The organism is Stenotrophomonas sp. STK16_22 (assembly GCF_051984505.1).
GTDB lineage: Bacteria > Pseudomonadota > Gammaproteobacteria > Xanthomonadales > Xanthomonadaceae > Stenotrophomonas > Stenotrophomonas maltophilia_A.
Map to the genome: position 1 here is coordinate 4504388 of NZ_CP196972.1, position 22013 is coordinate 4526400.

General features: G+C 64.4%; 13 protein-coding genes. 9 read left to right on the forward strand and 4 right to left on the reverse strand.

What is annotated here, in order from left to right:
- Positions 1-23 precede the first annotated feature (23 nt).
- Both ACSYAO_RS20845 and ACSYAO_RS20850 read left to right on the forward strand, forming a co-directional pair.
- The gene (locus ACSYAO_RS20845) at positions 24-1016 is read left to right on the forward strand and encodes a phage portal protein (RefSeq protein ID WP_440567002.1); all 993 of its coding nucleotides are present in this window, start codon (positions 24-26) and stop codon (positions 1014-1016) included.
- A gap of 226 nt (positions 1017-1242) precedes the next feature.
- Positions 1243-2010: a hypothetical protein gene (locus ACSYAO_RS20850; RefSeq protein WP_440566263.1), complete on the forward strand. Its 768-nt coding sequence runs from the start codon at positions 1243-1245 to the stop codon at positions 2008-2010.
- A 1354-nt stretch (positions 2011-3364) separates the two neighbouring features.
- On the opposite strand, the gene ACSYAO_RS20855 is transcribed toward ACSYAO_RS20850, so the two are convergent.
- Positions 3365-4006 carry a hypothetical protein gene (locus ACSYAO_RS20855; protein ID WP_440566265.1) on the reverse strand — a complete coding sequence of 214 codons (642 nt, stop codon included), beginning with the start codon at positions 4004-4006 and terminating at the stop codon, positions 3365-3367.
- Between the two features lie 654 nt (positions 4007-4660).
- Here ACSYAO_RS20855 and ACSYAO_RS20860 point away from each other — a divergent pair.
- Positions 4661-6370 (forward strand): DUF4434 domain-containing protein, encoded by a 1710-nt coding sequence (locus tag ACSYAO_RS20860; RefSeq protein ID WP_049461702.1) that lies wholly within the window; start codon positions 4661-4663, stop codon positions 6368-6370.
- Between the two features lie 111 nt (positions 6371-6481).
- On the opposite strand, the gene ACSYAO_RS20865 is transcribed toward ACSYAO_RS20860, so the two are convergent.
- From ACSYAO_RS20865 to ACSYAO_RS20875, 3 genes are all read right to left on the reverse strand, one after another.
- Positions 6482-7837 carry a Gfo/Idh/MocA family protein gene (locus ACSYAO_RS20865; protein WP_134951547.1) on the reverse strand — a complete coding sequence of 452 codons (1356 nt, stop codon included), beginning with the start codon at positions 7835-7837 and terminating at the stop codon, positions 6482-6484.
- 65 nt (positions 7838-7902) lie between these two features.
- Positions 7903-10878 carry a TonB-dependent receptor gene (locus ACSYAO_RS20870; RefSeq protein ID WP_005414779.1) on the reverse strand — a complete coding sequence of 992 codons (2976 nt, stop codon included), beginning with the start codon at positions 10876-10878 and terminating at the stop codon, positions 7903-7905.
- Between the two features lie 133 nt (positions 10879-11011).
- Positions 11012-14371: a TIM-barrel domain-containing protein gene (locus ACSYAO_RS20875; RefSeq protein WP_049461701.1), complete on the reverse strand. Its 3360-nt coding sequence runs from the start codon at positions 14369-14371 to the stop codon at positions 11012-11014.
- A gap of 322 nt (positions 14372-14693) precedes the next feature.
- On the opposite strand from ACSYAO_RS20875, the gene ACSYAO_RS20880 reads away from it, so the two are divergent.
- The 6 genes from ACSYAO_RS20880 to ACSYAO_RS20905 all read left to right on the forward strand — a co-directional run bounded on the left by ACSYAO_RS20880 (position 14694) and on the right by ACSYAO_RS20905 (position 21995).
- Positions 14694-15848, forward strand: a complete 1155-nt coding sequence (locus tag ACSYAO_RS20880) for an SIS domain-containing protein (RefSeq protein WP_032127084.1) — start codon at positions 14694-14696, stop codon at positions 15846-15848.
- Positions 15841-16779, forward strand: a complete 939-nt coding sequence (locus ACSYAO_RS20885) for an ROK family protein (RefSeq protein WP_440566268.1) — start codon at positions 15841-15843, stop codon at positions 16777-16779. Before ACSYAO_RS20880 ends, ACSYAO_RS20885 begins: the two co-directional genes overlap by 8 nt.
- A 16-nt stretch (positions 16780-16795) precedes the next feature.
- Positions 16796-18130: a D-tagatose-bisphosphate aldolase, class II, non-catalytic subunit gene (locus tag ACSYAO_RS20890; RefSeq protein ID WP_134951679.1), complete on the forward strand. Its 1335-nt coding sequence runs from the start codon at positions 16796-16798 to the stop codon at positions 18128-18130.
- A 33-nt stretch (positions 18131-18163) separates the two neighbouring features.
- Positions 18164-18940, forward strand: a complete 777-nt coding sequence (locus ACSYAO_RS20895) for a DeoR family transcriptional regulator (protein WP_049461721.1) — start codon at positions 18164-18166, stop codon at positions 18938-18940.
- On the forward strand, positions 18937-20064 hold the full coding sequence (gene nagA / locus ACSYAO_RS20900) for an N-acetylglucosamine-6-phosphate deacetylase (RefSeq protein ID WP_049461699.1): 1128 nt from the start codon (positions 18937-18939) through the stop codon (positions 20062-20064). Before ACSYAO_RS20895 ends, nagA begins: the two co-directional genes overlap by 4 nt.
- A 152-nt stretch (positions 20065-20216) precedes the next feature.
- Positions 20217-21995, forward strand: a complete 1779-nt coding sequence (locus tag ACSYAO_RS20905) for an MFS transporter (protein WP_049461720.1) — start codon at positions 20217-20219, stop codon at positions 21993-21995.
- Positions 21996-22013: the final 18 nt, after the last annotated feature.

Sequence of the window (22013 nt, forward strand, 5' to 3'; positions counted from 1 at the left end):
CCGATGCTGGTCCTGGTGAAGTAGTGCTCGCGCCCAGCGCGGGCAGTTCCGGGGCAGTTACGGCCTTTTCCTTTGGTGAACCAACGCCCGTGCTGGACTCGCGCGGGTTGTTCGACTACCTGGAATGCTGGCGTAACGGGCGCTACTACGAACCGCCGATCACCCTCAGTGGCCTGTCGCGCACCACGCGCTCCAACCCGTTCCTGCACAGTGGCCTGATCTTCAAGCGCAACATGCTGGTGCGCACCTTTGTGCCGCATCGATTGCTGGACCACACCGCATTTTCGCAGCTGGCCTTGGATTACCTGGTCTTCGGCATGGCCTACCTGGGGCGGCAACTCTCGCACTCCGGGCGGCTGTTGCAGCTGGAGACTTTGATGGCGCAGTACCTGCGCCGCGGCGTGCAGCCGGGTGAGTTCTTCCAGGTGCGCGCCGGGCGAGTCGAGCACGAATTTCCACTTGGCTCGGTGTACCAGCTGCGCGAGGCCGATACCGATCAGGAAATCTACGGGATGCCGGAGTGGCTCGCCGTGGTGCAGTCGGCGCTGCTCAACGAATCGGCAACGTTGTTCCGTCGCCGGTATTACACCAACGGCTCGCACGCCGGGTTCATCCTTTACATGACCGACCCGCAGCCGGAGGGTATGGACGTGGACGCCTTGCGGCAGGCGCTGCGAGACTCGCGCGGGCCGGGTAATTTCCGCAACTTGTTCGTGCATTCGCCCAACGGCAAGAAGGACGGGTTGCAGCTGATCCCGATCAGCGAAGTAGCGGCCAAGGATGAGTTCACTGGCATCAAGCGCGTGACCCGAGATGACATTCTGGCTGCGCTGCGCATCCCCCCGCAACTGCTGGGCATTGTGCCTCAGAATGCGGGTGGATTCGGCTCGATTCGGGATGCGGCCACGGTGTGGGCGTCTATGGAACTGGCACCCCTGCAATCGCGCATGGCCATGGTGAACGAGTGGATCGGCGAGGAGGTCATTGCCTTCACCTCGTTTGACCTGAACCCCTGAGCGGCCTGATGCTCACTCTCTCGTGGTGATGCCGGCCTTAGCAGCTATGGGAATTCAGTCCAGATAGGCGCAATGAACGAGGCACGTTCAGAAGGTCTAGGCAGCCGACCTGTACTGCCGGGGGTCTACAATGGCGCGAAGCACCGAGGGTCTTTAGCTCTCTATTGTGAAGACTGATGGTTGATCGCAATTACGTATCAGAAGCGGGCAAGACAGGGGTCGAAGCATGAGCGGGCAGGCGAGCATGGAATTCAAATTTCTCGGTCGTTTCCAAGACGCATATTCAAAGTACACCCATGCTCAGACACACCTAGCAACGCTCGTCGGACTTTTCAATGAATTGCACCAGGAGAGCTGGTGGCGGCCAGTGAAAGTGGATGAGGAGCCCCGTGGCAAAGTTCGCATCGAGCTCTTGCGCGAGCCGACTATCGACTGGAGCCTCGTCGTCGGCGACCTGGTCCACAACCTTCGTGGCTGCTTGGACTACGCGACGTGCGGAATGATTGAAGTCGCTGATCCCAGGGCTGAACTTAAAGATATCCAGTTTCCGTTCGGTCGTTCTGGGCAATCCCTCAACTCGAAGGAACGCAGGAGAATCGGTGGGCTAGGAGGGCAAGCCATTGCTCGAATAGAAGAGATCCGAGCTGCGTATGGTACTGACCTTCATCTGCTCATGCGCATGAGCAATCAGGACAAGCACCGGCTTCTGCTACCAGTAGCCGTTAGACAGATGCCCATGAAGATTGCGATCGATGAGGCCACCAATACAGGCGCCATTGTCGAGGACATAGACGGCGCACCGGGTGTGTGGGCAACGGAAATCAAGAACGGTGACGAGATATCTATGCCGTCCGTGCTGAAACTCGACATCGGTCTGATTCTAGAAGATGGGCCCGAAGCTTTCTCGCTCCGCGACATCGTACGTGTCAATAGATCAGTAGGAGATGCCTTCATGCTGATGTGTACGACTGAGCGAGTGCTGCTGACAGGCTGAATTTGGGACTCTCATCCAGCCTGCAACAAGCTGACGCTCTGTCTGTTGCACTGATGCCGGCTGCAAAGAGCGGGAGCACAGGACTCAGGCGCGATTGCCGCGACCACCATGTGCTGTACAGCGGGATAACCCCACAGCGGCCACAGCGGGCCGCTGACGCGACCCCATCATCGACGGGATGCCCCCGCCCCCCCACATTGCTGCTAGCGCTCTACGAAGTTCCCGCTTTTGTCCGGTGCAGCCGTGTTTGGAAGCGGCTTCCTGAATCCGTAAAGCGCACACACCCCTGCAATTACCGTCTCATTGCCTTGGCCGTGCGCTTCCCAAGCTGCCTTTGCGGAGCTAGGGGCCTCAGACCATAGGACAAAGTAGCCATTCCGGTCGATCGTGTAGAACGGAACCTGAGTCCACTGCTGGCAATCGATGAGGTTCTTCACGTAAGCCCAGTTGCCGTATGTATTCCCTATGGCAATTCGTTCCCACACGTCGATGTGGGGAGGCTTTCCTTGCACAGATGGCTGATGAACTTGGACACGATCAGACACGCCATGCCAGGCCAAATCGTTCATGAGTTGGATCCCAACGGGATTCTGCGCGCTAAGGGGCACAGCCACAGTGGCGCTGAAGAACGGGACTGCCCATATGGCCAGTCTCGTCAGAATCGGAGCTCTAGTGATCATCGTGTCTTCCTTGCGGCATTGGCTGTAACCAGTGTAACCAGTCGTGTCCACGGGCTGGTACGAGTCGGTGGTAATCGCAAGTCGTTGATATCCAAGGTGTGCACGGATGGTGTAACCAGCGTACCAATGTAACCAGCAAATACTGTTGGTCAGGAATATTACATGGAGGAAGGCGGGCGGCAAGACAACAGCTAGACCGGCGAAAACCTTGGGAGACAAGGAGGGGCATAGGGGAAGTGAGACAGCAGTGCCTGCACGAGACCTGCAACCAAAAAAGTGTGCCACAACCCCTTTTCATGGCCTTCCTGAAACACTGTAAGTAGTGGATTTTTCTTCTTGGACGCTATTGGATGCCTACTTTTTCTCTCCTACCTGGCTGCCTAAGTCTGGCTTCCCTCTCGCCGCTCAACGCTCCGCTAGGCGACCCTTCTGCGCAGGGATTCGCAGGTAGTGGCATTGCCTCTCGATGCCCCTGACAGCCTTACTGGGCCTGTCATGGGCCCGTGTGCAGGTAGTGCAGAAAAACCACCCTATGAAGTGTGCAGGCGTGGCGGGGAGACAAGTGCGCTCACGCCCCCCCCCGCTCAGGCCGGCAATGGATGCTCGCTGGGATATGTGCCACCAAGATCCGAACCGCGTCGGCTGCTCCAATGCGAGGAACCAGGCACGACGAATTACTTTTTGTTGGGAGGCAGCGGCGGCAGCGGCGGTGGGACACTGTTGACCGGTCGCGCAGTTGCAGCGGGTGGCACGACGGCTTGCACAGCTGGCTTTAGAGCACCCAGCCGATTGATGCTTTCCAGTGAGGGCCTCAAAGCTGCCAGGTTGTTGATACTGTCGTTGGCGAAAACGACATGGGCCACGCCCTTTTCCTTCTTTGTCATATCTTTGTCCGTAGCAAGGTAAGAAGAGACGCCCGCTGCGATGCCTGCCCCAGCGAGTGTTAAGACAGCTGCAGCAAATGAAATCGCAGCCGATCTATCTAGAACTTTAAGTCCGGGATCACTTTCATTGCAGCCCTCGACAAGGATTGACTCAATGTGCTTTTTACTTCTCAGAAAACCGACGAGAACAAGCCCAATCGTGATCGCAAAATAAACTATGCTCAGAGCGTAAAACGCGAGGCTCGTTAGGCTGATGTTCTCAACGGTCGTGAGCAACGTCACGGCCAACCCAATGCCTGCAGTGGACAGGGTTATCAAGCCCTTGTCGTACTCAAACGACAAATTTAGCCACGCGTTGACCGCCTGGCCGTAGAACTGAATGTCCTTTTGTGCCTGAACTTCACTAGATTCCATTGTGCGCAATTCATCCATAGGCCGACCACTGCACCTTCACCTACCTCAAAGGACCGGCTAGGCCCCCAAGCTAGAGCAATCTTGTCGTGAAGATCTCCAATCACGCAACCACAAAGAATCCGACCGGCGGTAACTTTGGCGGTATCTTAGACCCTTGCAATCGCAATATTTCAATAATATCAATGCCTTGAATTGCACCTTCGAATCCCTCCGGGCGCGCCATTTTTCCTGTCTGGATCAACGCCACTCACCGTGCCCAGGTGCAACGATGCCCCATCCTGCAGGCAGGCAACCAGATCTTCGACGGCGGCGGCCGGCCCCATAAGCGGATACGCGAGTCATGCCGGATATGACATCAATCCATGCTCATGCGCTTGCCAGCCAGATCCGGATTGACCACGGGAACATGGTCTCGGATTGGTCCATGCTCTTCTCGATTTAGACAGGACGGCACACGCGGGTCCGATCAGCCTGTGTGGATGCTCATCATCCGAGCGCAGACCAGGCGCTGAAGCCAGAGTACCCGTCGAGCAACCAGGCACGTCGTTGCTGGTCTCCAACCAGGCCCACCGCGCCATTGACACCTGAGTGCCTGAAACGCACTCTCCGTGACACCCAAGCCTCCAGCGCGTGGGTGAGGCTAATCATGGACCGAACGCCAAGGAGAAATTCGTGGAACCGCGATTCTGGCTGATCCTGCTGTTGGCACCCGCAGCCGCTCTGTTTTCGACCCCGTCTCTGGCGTCTGAGGCCGTCGGCTACTGCGGAACTCCGTATGACAAGGCTGTCACCACAGAGTACCCAATACGCGGAACATGGATGTACGCCCGGTCGGCCTGTGGGTGGCAGACCTCGCTGCAGGACTTTCATGGGATGGGCGGCACGACCGTACTCAATTTCGGGCCGCATCTTAAGCGCCACACCGACCCTAGTACCGTCGCGATCGGTTGCACGACCGCCGAAGGCACCTCCTGCGTGCAGCAGGCCAGGCAGGAAATTGGGACTGAGCGCATCCGCAACTGGCTGAGCTACGAGTTCAACGAACACTACGGCTCTACGATCGCGTGCCCCGGAGGATTTGATCGGAAGATCGAAACTGTCGTTGACGGCGTACCCAGAGTGTTCTGGCGCATTGTTCTGCCCCATGACGGGCAGGCAGCCTGTGATTACTCGAGTGGTTCATTCGACGTACTTTTCGTCCAGTACGACGCGAACGCAATCGAGAGCACCACCGCAATGCTCACTGTCGCCGATCACCTCGGTATGGAAGTCTACCTGGGAGCTCCCGCATTTCCCGTTGTTACCGGTCAAGAGTGGATGATCGATGCAGCCATGCTCTCGTCACACCGCGACTGGGCGCGGCGCGTCTATGCCGACTGGGCAGCAAGACATGCTGGACACAGTAGTTTTCGCGGCGCATATCAATCCTATGAGGTGCTGCTGGGAAGCACCTACACTGCGTCCGACACGGAGTATGGCCAGGATGCCGGCCTGTTCCGAAACCTCAACCCAGGCAGAAAATATGCCATCTCACCCTACCTTTTTCTTCTGAAGGACGGTCGCGGCAATACCCAGACTGTCGAGCAGACCGTCAGCGGTTTCAGGCGCCTGGCCACGGCCGGAGTGGACATCATCGCGCCTCAGGATGGGCGCGGTACCGGAAACGCGGCCTACTACTGGCCGGGCCAGGCAACGCAGCTGGTGGGCGCCGTCGACCCCAGGCTTGGTCACTACCCGCGCGTTGACGCTTCCAGTAGTTTCTCCAGTCAATACGGCGGATCGATACGGGATGTATTCAATGCCCTGGGAGAGGCCAGGAGTGAATTCAACCGGGGGAATCGAAGGGTCGACTTGTGGGTCAATATAGAGGCGTTCGAGGAAGACACCGAAAGTCCAGACTACGCAGGTTGCAGCTACATCTCGCTATCGCGAACAACGAAGGAACGGATGGATCGAGCCCTGACATTCGTAGCAGGTCGCGTCGACAAGGTTATTTCCTTCATGTACGACCCGTTGTTCACCTGTACAGAACGCTTCGGTCTTCCGCTCCATCAAAGTATCGCGGGCGATCATGATCGCCCTGTCATAACCGACGCATTTTTCTGGGATGCACCGTCAACCGGCATGGTTGTGAACGGCCACGGCATCGGTGCGGGCACCGAACTTCAGATCACCTGGTACGACTCCAACTGGCAATTGCAGACCCAGCGTCTTGCGCCAGGCTGGATCTATCCAGGTGGTGCCGGCGCAGGGCTTGACTCCATATGGATTCCATTCCAGCGCTCAGATCTTGCTCCTGGCTTCTTCATTTACATCGGCGCGGTTAAAAGTACCCAGTCAGGAACAAAATCCACTATCGAGAACTTCAGCCTAGGATATTGACTGGTTTCGTCGCAGCCGAGCGTGGGCTTGGCTCCACAAGGCGAATGCAGCCAGAAACAGAAACGCCGGGCATCGCCCGGCGTTTCCGTCACCGCATGGAAGGGGTAAATCTCAGTACTTCCCATCAAACGCAAAGATCGGCTTGCGCTGCTTCCACGCACCGGCGGTGAAGTCCGGGAACTCCAGCGTCTGGAAGCCGTTGGCGATCGACTGCTCGCTCAACGGCGTGATCGCACTCCAGGTCACCGCGTCATAGATATCGATCGGCATCGGTGCCTTGGCCTTCAGCGCCTCGACAAACGCGTGGATGACGAACCAGTCCATGCCACCATGCCCTGCACTCGCGGCGGTGTCGGCGTTCTGCTTCCACAGCGGGTGCTCGTACTCGTCCTGGTACTTCTTGAACTCTTCCCACTGGTGCGGCGGGCTGCGGCCTTCGATGTGGATCGAATGGTTCACGTCCATCCATAGGCCCTTGGTGCCCTGCACGCGGAAGCCCATCGAGTACGGGCGCGGCAGCGAAGTGTCGTGCTGAAGCAGGATGGTCTCACCGTTCTCGCAGGCCAGCGTGGTGGTGACGATGTCGCCCAGCTTGAACTTCACCTTGGTGCTGGGATGGGTGGTACCGCCACTCTTGGCCACGGTGTATTCGTGCAGGCCGCGCGCCTTGGTCGCGAAGGCGTTGATGTGGGTGAAGCGGTTGCCACGGTTGATGCCGGTGTACATCGCGCACGGGCCAATACCGTGGCTGGGATACAGCTCGCCGTTGCGTTCCACCGAATGCTCGGTGCGCCAGCGTGCTTCGCTCCAGCCCTTGGGGCCGAATTCCACGCCGCTGTCGTAGGGCTGCTTCGGGTCGCCGGAATTGAACTTCACCCCGCGCAGGTCATGCTGGTAGCCGGCCTGCAGGTGCACCAGCTCGCCGAACAGGCCCTGGCGCACCATCTGCAGCGCGGCCATCACGTCGCGGCGGTAACAGACGTTCTCCAGCAGCATGTACGGGGTACCGGTGCTCAGCTGGGTCTTCAGCACGTCCCAGTGGTCCTGCAGGGTGATGCCGGCCACCACTTCGCAGCCCACGGCCACGCCGGCCTGCATGGCGGCGATCGCCATCGGTGCGTGGTACTCCCATGGCGTGGCGATGATCACGCCATCGATGCCCTTCTGTTCCAGCAGGCGCTTCCAGGCGTTGGTATCGCGGTCCTGGCCGTAGGTCTTCGGTGCCGGCTTGCCGGCCTTGGTCACCATCTCCACGGCGCGGCCGAGCATGATCGGCTCGATATCGCAGACGGCAACCACCTCGACATCGTCGCGACGCACCAGCTCCTTCAGCAGCACAAGGCCACGCATGCCGGTACCGATCATGGCCAGGCGCACTTTGCGCCCGCGTGCCCACGCCGGGGTCTGCGGCAGCAGGCTGCTGGCGGCGACAGCGGCACTGGCCGCGATGAATTCCCTACGCTTCATGGCAAACATCTCTCCTCTTGGCAGCGAGCCGGCCGTAGCCGGCCCGCCGGGTCACGCAAACGGAATTACTTGAAACGGTAGCCGATGGTCACACTGTAACCACGACCGAAGATGGTTGCGTAGTCACTGGAGTCACCCAGGAAGCTGTTCGGATCGTAGAACGGCAGGCGGTTGAACAGGTTCTTGACGGTGAAGCTCAGGTTCCACGCGTCATCCGGGCGCCAGGTGACACTCATGTTGGCAGTCCACCACGACGGCGCACCATCGCACTTGCTCTTCTGCAGGGCCAGGTAGCCGCCGGTGCAGGTTTCCTTGTTGTTGCTCACCTCATCAACCTGGTCGGTGGCCCACTTGGTGCCGCCCACGTAGTTGACGAACATGCTGGTGGTCACCTGCTTGTAGGTCCAGTCGGCATTGAGCGTGGCACGCAGGCGCGGGTTGTTGTAGTAGCCGACCACGTCGCCGTAGTACCAGCCGTTCTCCGCATCCATGTAGAAGCGGTTGCGGTTGGCGATGGTGGCGGCCAGGCCGATGTTCAGGTTGCCCCAGTCGCCCAGCGAGAAACGGCTGCGCGCATCGATGTCGAAGCCGTCGATCAGGGTCTTGCCTCGGTTCTTGTACTGGCCCACCACGCTGGCCACGTTGCCGGCCGAATAGCCCGGCAGCACCGACGGGCAGCTCACGCCACTGGCCGGGTCGGCACACATGGCCGCCAGCTGCGCCAGGTTGGCGCGGTCGCTGTCGGTGATCGGCGAGCGCGACATCGAGATGATGTCTTCCATGCGGCGATAGTCCGGCGCGACGATTTCGTTGTTGCGGTAGATGAACCAGTAGTCGGCCGACACCGACAGCCAGCTCGCCGGCTCGTAGACGAAGCCGAGGGTGGCGATCTTCGCCTTCTCCGGCTTCAGGTCCTTGTTCGGCTGGGTCATGCGGGCCACGGTGCGGCTGCAGTCGACGTTCAGCATGTTCTTGCCCAGGTCGACATCACCCGGCCGCTGCGACTTCAGCAACAGGTTGGCGATGGCGTTGGTCTCGTTGCAGCGCAGCTCGTCGCGGAAGCCGCCCAGCTGGGCGAACACGCCGCCATTGCCGGACTCGGCCAGGCTCGGTGCACGGAAGCCGGTGGAGTAGGTACCGCGCAGCATCAGCTGGTCGAACGCCTGGTACTTGAAGCCGATCTTCGGTGCCACGTTGGCACTGAAGTTCGGGTACTTGTCCACGCGCACCGCCGCATCCAGTTCCAGCTTGTCGGTGATCGGCGCCACGGTTTCGGCAAACAGCGCGTAGGTGTTGCGCTTGCCGTCGAACCAGGAACCGCCCTGCTGGGTGATCAGACCGTTGGCGGCGTCGGCGTTGCCCGGAGTGTAGAAGGTTTCGCGGCTGGCGTTGAAGCCGAATGCCGCACGCATCTCGCCGGCCGGCAGCTGGAACAGCGGGCCTTCGATCTTGCCGTCGAGGGTGTGCAGGCGGGTCCACGACTGGATGTCGAAGGTCGGGAACGCTTCACGGATCAGCGCGGCGTTGGCTTCGCTGATCTCGCCGAACTTGTACGCCGGATGGTCGGAAATGATCACGCGGCCGGTGCCCGGATCGATCGTGTACGGGCCGAAGGCCTTCTCGAAGCCCTTGGTGTTGACGTTGATCGTCTGGTAGGTGGTGGAGTGGGTGCCGGCGCTGGCGAACGCGGTTTCCCAGTTCCAGTCGCCCCGGTTGCCACGCGCACCGGCCAGCACGCGGTAGCTCTTGTCGGTATTGCGCTGGCCGAAATAGTTCGGGCCGGCATCCTGCAGCAGGTAGTTCAGGCCGACCACACCGCCCATCATCGCCTTCATCTGCGGGCTGGCGTGGTTGTATTCGTTGTTCGGGCCCAGGAACGGGTACAGGAACTGGTTGACGGTGTTGCCGGTATTGCGCGAGAACCAGCTGGTCGGGTTGCCGGTGGTGGTGCCGTAGGTGCGCGGCGTGCCGCCGTTGGCACGCAGGTCGATGTCGGTGTAGGTCGCCTCGGCGAAGATCTCGGTGCTGTCACCGACCAGGAAGGTGCCGTTGAGGTAGGCGGTGTTGCGCTCGGACTTGGCACCGGCGTCGATCTCGTTGTTCATCCAGGTTTCCCAGACGCAACGCGGACCGGCCGCTTCACTGGTCAGCACGTTCCTGCAACCCGGCGCAGCTTCCTGCACACGGCGGCCGGTGACTGGATCGAAGGCGAAGTAAGTGCCCGGATTGAATTCACCCGGCTTGCTGCCCACGCCCAGGCGCAGGTTGTTGAGGTAGTTCGGATTGTTGACGTAGTACTGGTCGGGCCGCTTGTCGTAGAAATCGCTCAGCGGGATCGCGTCGCGGCGGTACATGTTCACCGCGCCGTAGATGTTGAAGCGGTTCTCGGCCAGGTCACCGAAGCCGGCGGTGATGCTGGCCTGGCGTTCGCCGTAGGAGTCGATGCGCGAAGAGGTGTCGTTGGTGAAGCTGACCTCGGCCCCCTGGAAGTTGCGCTTGGTGATCACGTTGATCACGCCGGCCACCGCGTCGGTGCCGTACACCGCCGAGGCGCCGTCGGTCAGCACTTCCATGCGCTCGATGGCCGCGGCCGGAATCGCATCGATGTTGACGAACTGGGTCTGGAAGCCGGCCGGTGCACCGTAGTACGACAGGCGGCGACCGTTCAGCAGCACCAGCGTGCCCTGGGCACCGAGGCCACGCAGATTGGCCTGCGAGGCACCATCGGAACCGGTGAACAGCGAACGCGCGTCCTGCTGCGCCGGGCGGGCGGCCGGCAGGTTGTCGAGCACCTGCAGCAGCGTGCGCGCACCCATGTTCTGGATGTCCTGCTTGCTGATCACCTGCACCGGCGAGGCGGTTTCAACGTCGGTGCGGCGGATGTTGGAGCCGGTGACCTCGATGCGGGCCAGGTCGGTGGCCTTGTCCTTGCTCTCCTGGGCGAAGGCAGGAACGGCGACCGACAGCAGCACGCCGGCGATGGCAAGCGACAGCGGGGCGATGGAACGACAGGGGGGGCGGTGGTGGCGTGCGGGCAACATCGGGGTTCTCTCCTGGCAGGGGTGCGGCGCAAAAAGTGAGCGCGTGGGCGTTCGGCGGGCAAAACGCTCCCGGGCCACGGCCATGAGGGCCGTAGTCGGAATGGGCGGGGGGAGGAGCGGTGTTACGAGGGAGTCATGGGGCGACGATGCTGGCGGAGTCGCCCTCCTGGCCGATCAGCACGGCGTTGGCCCAGTTGGCACAGACCTGGGCGGGTTGGCTGCCCTGTGCACCCAGCGTGCGCAGGCTCAGGGTGGAAAGGCCTCGGATGTCCAGCTCCGGCTTGACCACGCCGGGCGCCTTGACCAGGCCGCTGTCGTACAGCAGGCGGTTGTCACCCCAGACCTGGAACTGCAGGCCACCGGCAGTGCGGCAGGCGTCGTCGATGCCGAGGTCGGCGCGCAGCAGGTGCCAGCCTCCCTGCAGGCGCAGGTCGATGCGGCTGTTGGCGCCGACGCCCAGGCCACGACGGAACTGCAGGCCGTTCATGCGCATGCCGGCGTCGCCACGGAACGACTGGTCGGTGCGCACCTGGCTGGCCAGCGCGGCCGGCACCGGCAGCTCGGAGAGATAGCGCTGCCGGGCCGGTCGCTCCGGTTCCTGGTGTTCAAGAATGTGGAAGGTGGACAAGGCGATCGGGCCGACATCGCGCGGCTGCAATGCATCGAAGGCGCGGGCGGTGCCCTGTGCGGCGGTCACCATCGGGTCGGTGCTGCTGGCGCCGTCGCCTTCGGGGTTCTGCACGCTCAGCACGCGGAAACGCAGCAGGCGACCCGCGTGGGCCGGGAAGTCGATGCGCTGCACGCCTTCCTTCAGCTGCAGGCGGCCGCGGGCGATCGGCTCGCCCCACTCGCCATTGCTGTCGCCCAGGTACACCTCGTAGTCGCGTACCTGGCCGTGCTTCCAGTTCTTATCGTTGCGCGGCGCGATGTCGATGCCGTCGATCATCCTGCGCTCGCCGAAGCCGATCACCCACTCGTGCGCACCGGTGCGCACGGCCTGGTTGCGCACGCTGCGGAACCAGGTGCCCGGATCATCATCGAAGGCATTCTCCAGCGCATGACCGGGTTCTTCGGCCGGGCGATTCACCACCAGCAGGCTGTCGGCCGGCAGTTCGCGGCCCAGCACCGGCGCCGCCGGATAGGCATCGTCGGCGGCCGCGGCGGCCACCGCGAAGTCCAGCTGCAGCTGCAGTGGCTGGCGGATGTCCTGTGTAGCCGTGCGCACATGCAGCGTGCCGCGGCGCTCCTGCGCGTCGAAGTACCAGCCTTCGTTGGCGCTGTTGAAGGCGGTGGCATCGGCCAGCGCCGGCAGCGCGCGACCACCGGCCTGCACCGCGCGCGGCGCCTGGCGGCTGAGCACGCGCAGGCCATAGCGACGCTGCGCCAGCTGGCCGTTGTACTTGCCCTGCACCGCATCGATCTGCACCTGCACCGGGCCACTGCCCTGCGCCGGCGCCTGCACGCGGATCTGCTGCGTGCTCGATTCGCCCTGCTGGTAGCGGCGCGTATTGCCATCGTCTTCGTACAGCGTGTACTGCGACTCGCCCTGCGGGTACAGGTCGAACGTCACTTCATCGAGAGGCTTCTCGCCGTCGAACAGCATCGACGGGTACATCGGCAGGATCGCACCGGCGCGCACGAACACCGGCAGCGTGGCCAGGTCAACCTGGCGGTCGAGCTGGCGGCCATCGGCGGCGGCCTGCACGCGGCGGCCATCCCAGTAGTCGATCCAGCCGCCGGCCGGCAGGTGGATGTCGCGGCGCCAGCCACGGCTTGCCGCCTGGCTGCGGTACACCGGCGCCACCAGCAGGTCGCGGCCGAGCAGGAACTGGTACTTGTAGGTTTCATCCTGCGCATGCGGATCGCGCGGGTTGTCCCACATCAGGCCACGCACCGGCGGTGCGCCGGTCTGCGCAGCCTCGTGCACCAGCCCGTACATGTACGGGGTCAGGCGCATCTTCAACTTCAGGTAATCGCGGTTGATGCTGCGATAGGGCTCGTCGTACCACCACGGGTGCTTGCGCGCGTTCGACGACCAGCCGCTCATGCCCATCAGCACCGGGGTGAACACCTTCCACTGCAGGTCGCGGGTGAAGGTCTCGGCGCTGCCGCCGAAGATCGCATCGACGTCGCCGCTGGCGTAGGCCATGCCGGACAGGCCCGAACCGACCAGGGTCGGTACGTGCCAGCGGATGTAATCCCAGCTGCTGCTCTGGTCGCCGGTCCATGCCACCGCATAGCGCTGGATGCCGGCCCAGCCCATCACCGTCCACAGGAACGGGCGCGAATCGGAATTGTCCAGGATGCCGTTGAAGGCCTGGCGGTTGGCGTCCATCGCGAACTGGTAGCCCTTGCCGGTCCAGGCCACGTCCAGCTTCTGCACGCGGCTGCCGGCCTTGCCCACTTCCCAGGCGATCTTGTCGACGCCGTTCTCCGTCCACAGACCGGTGCGGAAACCGTACTTGGCCAAGCCCTTCACCGTTTCCGGCAACTGCTTGTAACCGCAGCCGTAACCATCATTGGGCAGGATCCAGCCACCGGGCATGTCGTGGGCGCGGTACTGCTTGGCCACGCTGTCGATCACATCCGGGGTGGTGCCGGTCGGGCCGTCGCTCCAGCCTTCGGGCACGGTGCCGGGCTTCTTGCTGTTGTCGCCGTCGTTGTAGCAATCGGCATCGCCGTAGGACAGCGCCCAGCGCGCGACCATGTTGGGGCGGCCGGTCAGCTGGGTGTAGCGCTCGATCAGTTTCGGCAGGTCGGCACCGACGAAGTAGTACGCATCGAAGCGGTCTTCGCGGTGCAGCAGCGTGGCCTGGTCGGCCTCGCGCAGATCGTAGCTGCCATCACTCCAGGTATTGCGCAGCATGCCCCAGCCACGGCTGCTCAGCAGCATCGGCGCCGGGCTGGGGCGGTCGCCCTCTTCCCAGCCGCCGGAGTAGGACACTTCCAGCTCGCGGCCCTTGAACTGGTAACGGCCGTTCTGCTGGCCGCCACCGTAATAGCCTTCACCGGCCTGCGAGGACAGCACCTGCACGCTCTGCGTGGCATCCAGGTCCAGCGGCTGCAGCTCCTGCCAAAGGGCGGTGGGTTGGCCGTTGTCCAAGCGCTCCAGACGCAGGCGCAGCGGCTGCCGTTGTACATGCAGCACCAGTGCATCGGTGCGCACGCGGATTTCCTGCACGTCCTCTTCCAGCTGCGCCCGCACGTTCGCGTTGGGCTGCGGCAGTACGATCGGTGCGGCCTTGTCACCTGCACCGGTGAGCTTGCCGTTGCGGCCGGCCTGCACGCGGATGATGTCGGTGGCCGGCAGTTCGATGCGGATGCGCGCGCCCTTGTCGGTCTGCAGATCCCAGCCCTGCACGCCGTCGCGGCTGGCGCTGGCGCTGACCGAACGCAGGTTGCCGACGGGCTCGGCCCGGGCCGGCATGGACGCCAGCATCAATGCCGGCAACAGGGCCAGCATCAGCGGCGAGCGACGAACGCAGATTTCCACGCGGACTCCCAACCCGTTCACCGGGCGTTTCGAAAGCGATTGGGCCGACTCTAGGGCAGCGATTCGAAAGATGTCAACAAATTGAAAGGAAAAAGGAAGATATATTCCATTGAAACGAAAGTTGTTGCGCCGCAATACTTTGTGTAAACGCTTGCAGGATCCTGTTAAGCATTGTGCGATACGGAATTCGGCTCGTTCTTTCGTTTTTCGGAGCACTCCACGGCGGGAAAAGTCATCACCCCATTTTCTTTCTTTTTACTTTCGATGTTTGACATTTCGAAAGAAAACGCAGATGGTGCGCTGGCCCAACTGGAACCTCCGAATGGACGTCACCCTGCTTTCCGATGTGTCCGCCTGGCAGCGCCTTGGCGGAGCCGATACCGCTACCGAAATCGCCCAGCAGCCCGCGCTGTGGGACGCCCTCGCACAGGACCTGTCGCGTGCCCGCGACCGCCTGCAGGCCTTCCTTGGCGACAGCCTCAACGATCCCAACCAGCGCGTGCTGTTCACCGGCGCCGGCAGCTCCGGCTTCATTGCCGAGATGGTGGCCGATGCGATCAACGCGCAGTGGCCAGCCGATGTGCGCGTGGTGCACACCACCAGCCTGCTGACCCACCCGGCGCTGTACCTGCAGCGCGACCGCCCGACCCTGCTGGTCTCATTCGGCCGCAGCGGTTCCAGCCCGGAAAGCGTGGCGGCAGTCGACCGCGTGCGCAGCGACGTGGATGACGCGCGCTTCCTCGACATCACCTGCAATGCCGATGGCGAACTGGCCCGACGTGGCGCCGGCCGTGCCGATACCTGCACCCTGCTGATGCCGTCGGCCAGCTGCGACCGCGCCTTCGCCATGACCAGCAGCCTGACCTGCATGCTGTTGGCCGCGCTGACCGTGTTCGATCGTTCGCCGTGGGATGCGCGCGTGGCGCGCCTGAAGCAGATCGCCGCGCTGGCCCGCGAAGGCCAGGCGCAGTGGGACGCACCGGTGGCGGCGCTGGCGCAGCGCCCGTTCAACCGCATCATCTACCTCGGCAGCGGCCCACTGGAAGCGCTGGCACGCGAGTGCGCGCTGAAGGTGCTGGAACTGACCGCTGGCCGCGTGCTGGCGCTGGCCAACACCCCGCTGGGCTTCCGTCATGGGCCGAAGTCGACGCTGGATGGCAACACCCTGGTGGTGGTGCTGCGCAGCGTGCAGCCGCTGGCGCGCCGCTACGAACAGGACCTGCTGGAAGAACTGCGCCGCGACGGCGTGGCCGGCCAGGTGCTGGCGATCGGCCCGCATTCGGACATCGGCGCCGATGACGAATACACCCTCACCGTGCCGGCACTGGACGACCCGTGGCTGGCGCCGGTGTGGCTGGGCTTCGCGCAGCTGTTCGCGCTGCAGCGCTCGGCCGCGCTTGGCCTGACCCCGGACAACCCGTTCCCGGATGGCACCGTCAACCGCGTCGTCAAGGGCGTCACCATCCACCATGGCTGAGCTGATCGCCCACGCCTGCTACGGCATCGACATCGGCGGCACCAAGATCGAGCTGGTGGCGTGCGATGCGGCGATGCAGGTCACCTGGCGCCGCCGCGTGGCCACCCCACAGGGTGACTACGACGGCTTCCTGCAGGCGGTGGTGGCGCTGGTGGCCGAGGCGGACGCCGCCCTCGGCCGCAGCGATGCGGCCATCGGCATCGCCCTGCCCGGCGTGCGTGACCGCCGCAGCGGCCGCCAGCTCAGCGCGAACGTGCCTGCACTGACCGGCCAATGCGTGGCGCAGGATCTGCAGGCGCGCCTGCAGCGCCCGCTCCACTTCGGCAACGATCTGCAGTGCTTTGCCCTGTCTGAAGCGCACGGCGGCGCGGCTGACGGCTACCCCAGCATGTTCGGCGCCATCCTCGGCACTGGTGCCGGCGGCGGCTTCTGCCTGCACGGCCGGCTGCTGTCCGGCTTCAACGGCCTGGCCGGCGAATGCGGCCACTGGAGCGTGCCCGGCCACCTGCTGCAGCGCCACGGCCTGCCGCTGCTGGACTGCGGCTGCGGCCTGCAGGGCTGCGTGGAGCGCTATGTGTCCGGCAGCGGTGTGGCGATGATCGAGCGCCACCTCGGTGGCAGCGCCGCCGACGCCAGCGCCGTGATCGCCCTGGCCGAAGCCGGCGATGCACGTGCGCGCAAGGCGTTGGACATCCACCGCGATCTGCTTGGCCACAGCCTGGCCGCGCTGGTGCTGGCGCTGGACCCGCACGTGATCGTGCTCGGCGGTGGCCTCTCGCAGTACGCGCCGCTGTACCAGCAGCTGCCGTCGGCCATCGCTGCCCATCTGTTCAACGGCGTGCAGGTACCGCCGATCGTGCCGCCGCGCTTCGGCGATGCCGGTGGCGCACGTGGTGCCGCCCTGCTCGCCTGCCAACCCTCGTTTTCCTGATGTCCGGAGCCTGACCATGTCCCCGTTGCAGACCCTGCTTGCCTCCCACCGCGCCGGTGCCAACGTCGGCCTGTACAGCGTCTGCTGCAGCAACGAGCAGGTGCTGCGCGCGGCCATGCACGTGGCGCTGGCACACGGCACCGTGCTGCTGGTCGAGGCCACCTCCAACCAGGTCGATCAGTTCGGCGGCTATACCGGCATGACCCCGCCGCAGTACCGCGACTACGTCGGTACCCTGGCCGATGAGGAAGGCTTCCCGCGCGAGCGGCTGATCCTCGGCGGTGACCACCTTGGCCCGAATGCCTGGCAGAAGCGCCCGGCTGCCGAAGCGATGACCCACGCGCGCGTGCTGATCGAAGCCTACGTCGCCGCCGGTTTCCACAAGATCCATCTCGACTGCAGCATGTCCTGCGCCGATGACCCGGTGCCGCTGCCCGATGCCATCGTTGCCGCACGCTCGGCCGAGCTGGCCGAGATCGCCGAACGCACCGCCGCCGAACACGGCCTGCCGCCGCCGGTCTACGTGATCGGTACCGAGGTGCCGATTCCCGGTGGAGAAGCCTCGCTTGCCGAGGGACTGCAGGTGACCACGCCGGCCGCCGCCGCGCAGACCCTGGCCATCCACCAGCAGGCGTTCGACACGCCGCAGCTGCGTGATGCGTGGCAGCGCGTGATCGCGATGGTGGTGCAGCCGGGCGTCGACTTCGACCACAGCAGCGTGCACGAATACGACCCGGCCGCCGCCAGCACGCTGGCCGACTTCCTGGAACAGCAGCCACGCATCGTGTTCGAGGCGCACTCCACCGACTACCAGCGCGAAAGCGGCCTGCACGCGCTGGTGCGCGACCACTTCGCCATCCTCAAGGTCGGCCCGGCGGCGACCTTCGCCTACCGCGAAGCGCTGTTCGCGCTGGCCGCGATCGAGGCAGAACTGCTGCCGGCCGCACAACGCTCGCGCCTGCCGCAGATGCTGGACGAGGTGATGGTGGCGCAGCCGAAGTACTGGCAGTCCTACTACCAGGGCGATGGGGCAGCGCTGCGCCTGCTGCGCAGTTACTCCTTCAGCGACCGCTGCCGCTACTACTGGGGCGAGCCGGCGCTGGTACAGGCGGTGCAGACCCTGTTCGCCAACCTAGAACAGCACGCGCCGCCGCTGGTGCTGCTCAGCCAGTACCTGCCGGAACAGTACCGCGCCGTGCGCGAAGGCACCCTGGCCAACACCCCCACCGCACTGGTGCAGCACCGTATCGGCCTGTGCCTGGGTGAGTACGCCCGTGCCTGCAGCGCCAACCAGGCCGGAACCCGCTCGCACCACGCAGGTTCGGCTGCCGCCGTTGCTGCGAACGGCTAATCTCTACCTTTCCCCGCGACACCGAGAATGGCCATGCGCAACACCCGCTCCCGCCGGCAACAGATCCTGCAGCTGCTGATCGAGCACGGCTCGGTGCAGGTGGCCGATCTGGTCGAGCGCTTCGGCGTGTCGGCGGTGACCATCCGTGCCGACCTGACCCATTTCGAATCGCAGGGCCTGGCCAACCGTACCCACGGTGGCGCCACGCTGGTGCGCACGCCGCCGCAGGAACAGGACATCCACGAAAAGGACGCACTGAACCTGCCGCTGAAGGAATCGATCGGCGCGTGTGCCGCGCGCCTGGTACGGCCTGGTGACAACATCATCATCGACTCCGGCTCGACCACGATGACCCTGGCCCGCCACCTGCGCACGCAGCGCGACGTGACGGTGATGACCAACGGGCTGAACATCGCCTGGGAACTGGCCAACGCGGCCGGCATCAACGTGCTGCTGACCGGCGGCCTGTTGCGCCAGCAGTCGCTGTCGCTGCAGGGCAGCCAGGCCGAAGCCAGCCTCAATTCGTACAGCTTCGACACCCTGTTCCTGGGTGTGGACGGCCTGGACCTGCAGTTCGGCCTGACTACCCACGATGAAGCCGAAGCCCGCCTCAACCATCGCATGGTCGAGCGTGCGCGCCGTATCGTGGTGCTGACCGACGCCTCCAAATTCGGCCGCGTCAGCCTGCACCGCATCGCCCTGCTGGATCAGATCCACGCCATCATCACCGACGCCGGCATTGACGACGCAACCCGTGAGGGGCTGCAGCGGCTGGGCATCGAAGTGATCATCGCCGAGCCCACCGCATGACCGACACCCGCACCCTGCATGGCCGCATCCTCACCCCCCTGGGTTGGCGGCGTGGCCACGTCCACTTCGATTCGCACGTGCGCCAGTTGCAGGTGGATGACCACAGCGGCGCTGACGACCTGCAGCTGCCGGTGATCCTGCCCGGCTTCATCGACCTGCATGTGCATGGCGCGGCCGGCGTGGACCTGATGCAGGGCGGCGACGTAGCACGCACCATCGCCCGCACCCATCTGCGCTTCGGTACCACCACGCTGCTGGCGACCACCATGACCGCCGGGCTCAACGAGATCGAGCACGCGCTGCAGGGCGTGGCCGCCACCATGGCGGCACCCGATGCCGACGCCGCCAGCATCGTCGGTGTGCATCTGGAAGGACCGTTCATCAGCCCGCAGCGTCTGGGTGCGCAGCCCAACCGCACGATCGAGGCGACGCTGGCACTGGTGCAGCAGCTGCATGCGCTGGCACCGATCCGGGTGATGACGCTGGCACCGGAAATCGGTGAGCACACCGCGCTGATTCCCGCGCTCTCGGCGATGGGCATCCGCGTACAGCTCGGCCACAGCGCCGGTACCTATGAGGAAGGCGTGGCGGCACTGCAGGCCGGCGCCTCCGGCTTCACCCACCTGTTCAATGGCATGACCGGCGTCGATCACTATCGCCCGGGCATTGCGGCGGCGGCGCTGGCACATGCGCAGTACGCCGAGATCATTCCCGACCTGCAGCACATCCACCCCGGCGTGATCCGGTTGGCCGCGCGCGCGATCCCGCGCCTGTACGCAGTGACCGACGCCACTGCCGCCACCGGCATGCCCGACGGCGAGTACGCGCTGGGCGAGCAGCGCGTGCACAAGTGCGGCGGCTGCGTGCGCCTCGCTACCGGTTCGCTGGCGGGCAGCGCACTGACCATGGACCAGGCGCTGCGCAATCTGGTGCGCGTCGGCCTGGAGCTGGCCGATGCCTCGCAACGTGTTTCCACCTTCCCGGCGGACTACCTGGGCCTGGACGATCGCGGCCGCATCGCGCCCGACGCCCGCGCCGACCTGGTGGTGCTGGACGCCGAGCTGCGCCTGCAGCAGGTGGTGGTGGGCGGGCGCGTAGTTGATTTGAACGCCGCAAACGCCTGACGTGCCGCCGCTCCTTAACGCCGGAAATGCCTGACGCACCGCCTTTGTAGAGTCGAGCTTGCTCGACTGCTCTGCCGCGCCCCGCGCGGTCAGTCGAGCAAGCTCGACTCTACGAAGGCAATCCGCACCGAAACGCCTCCTGGGATATGCCGATGACTGCAAGCACCGCTCCGCGCTGGCCCGTACGCTACCTGCTCTTCATCGGCGGCCTCGGTGGCCTGCTGTACGGCATCGACATCGGCATCATCGCCGGCGCCCTGCCCTATCTTGAAGCGACTGCCAGCCACGCCTGGCAGCTCAGCAGCCAGCAGCTCGGCTTCGTCGTCGCGGCAGTGCTGCTCGGCAGCGTGCTGTCCTCGCTGTTCGCCGGCATGGTCGCCGACCTGATCGGCCGCCGCGGTGCGATGCTGCTGGCCGGCCTGCTGTTCACTGCCTCAATCCCGATCATGGCACTGGCATCCGGCTACACGCCCCTGCTGCTCGGCCGGCTGCTGCAGGGCATCAGTGGCGGCCTGATCGGCGTGGTGATTCCGCTGTACCTGGCCGAAGTGCTCAGCCCCGAGCGACGCGGGCGCGGCGCGGCCATGTTCCAGCTGCTGCTGACCGTTGGCCTGGTGCTGGCTGCCCTGATCGGCCTCTACCACGCCCACGCCGTGGATGCCGCCGCCGAAGCCGTGCGCTCACTGCCGGTCGCGCAGCAGGCGCAGGAACTGTTCACGGTGAAGGACCACGCCTGGCGCACCATCTTCTGGACCTGCCTGGCACCGGGCCTGCTGTTCTGCGCTGGCATCTTCTGGCTGTCCGAATCGCCGCGCTGGCTGGTGCGTCGCGGCCGCATCGATGATGCGCGCCGCAGCCTGCAGCGCGTGCTGCCCGCTTCGGAGGTGGAGCCGACGCTTGCACAGATCCAGGCACCGGAATCGAGCAGCGGCAGCGGCAAGCGCGACCCGCTGCTCAGCCGCCGCTACGTGGTGCCGTTCCTGCTCGCCTGCGTAGTGCTGGCCTGCACCCAGGCCACCGGCATCAACTCGGTGCTGGCCTACGCGGTGAACATCCTCAACCAGGCCGGCCTGTCCGGCTCGGTGGCCAACGGTGCCGACGTGGCGATCAAGCTGCTCAATGCGGTGATGACCGTGGTCGCGCTGCTGCTGGTCGACCGCAAGGGCCGCAAGTTCCTGCTGATGCTCGGCAGTGGCGGCATCTGCGTGGCCCTGCTGGCCGCCGCCACGCTGTTCTTCCAGGCCGAACGCGGCCGCACCGACGTGCAGCCGCAGCTGCAGGCGGCGGTCAGCGGCGATGGGCTGCAACTGGTACTGGATGATGCGCAGTGGCAGCGCCTTGGCGCTGGCATCGACAGCGAAGGCCGGCCATTGCAGCTGACCGTGTCGTATGCCTATGGCGACTTCACCAATGTGCGCGCCCTGCGCAGCGACAACCTGACCGACCGCGAGCTGCGCATCGAGCGTGCCGGCGCCGTGCAGCCGGACAGCGTGATCGGCGCGTTCTTCCGCAAACTGCATCTGAACCCGTTCGCCGATCCGGCCGCTGCAGCGCAGGCACCGCTGCGTATCGAGCAGGCCCGCATCGGCCCGGTGCCGCCACCGGCACACGGCTGGGCAGTGGCCGCCTGCATCCTGGTGTTCGTCGCATTCTTCGCGGTCGGCCCCGGCGTCTGCGTATGGCTGGCACTGTCGGAGCTGATGCCGAACCGCATCCGCTCCAACGGCATGAGCATCGCGCTGCTGATCAACCAGTTCGTGTCGACCACTATCGCCGCGATCTTCCTGCCCACGGTGGGCCACTATGGCTACGCCAGCATGTTCGTGTTCTGGGCGGCGTGCACCTTCGTGTTCTTCCTGGTGGCCGCGTTCTGGCTGCCGGAGACCAAGGGCAAGTCGCTGGAAGAAATCGAAGCACGGTTCGCCCGGTAGCGGTCGACCTGGGTCGAC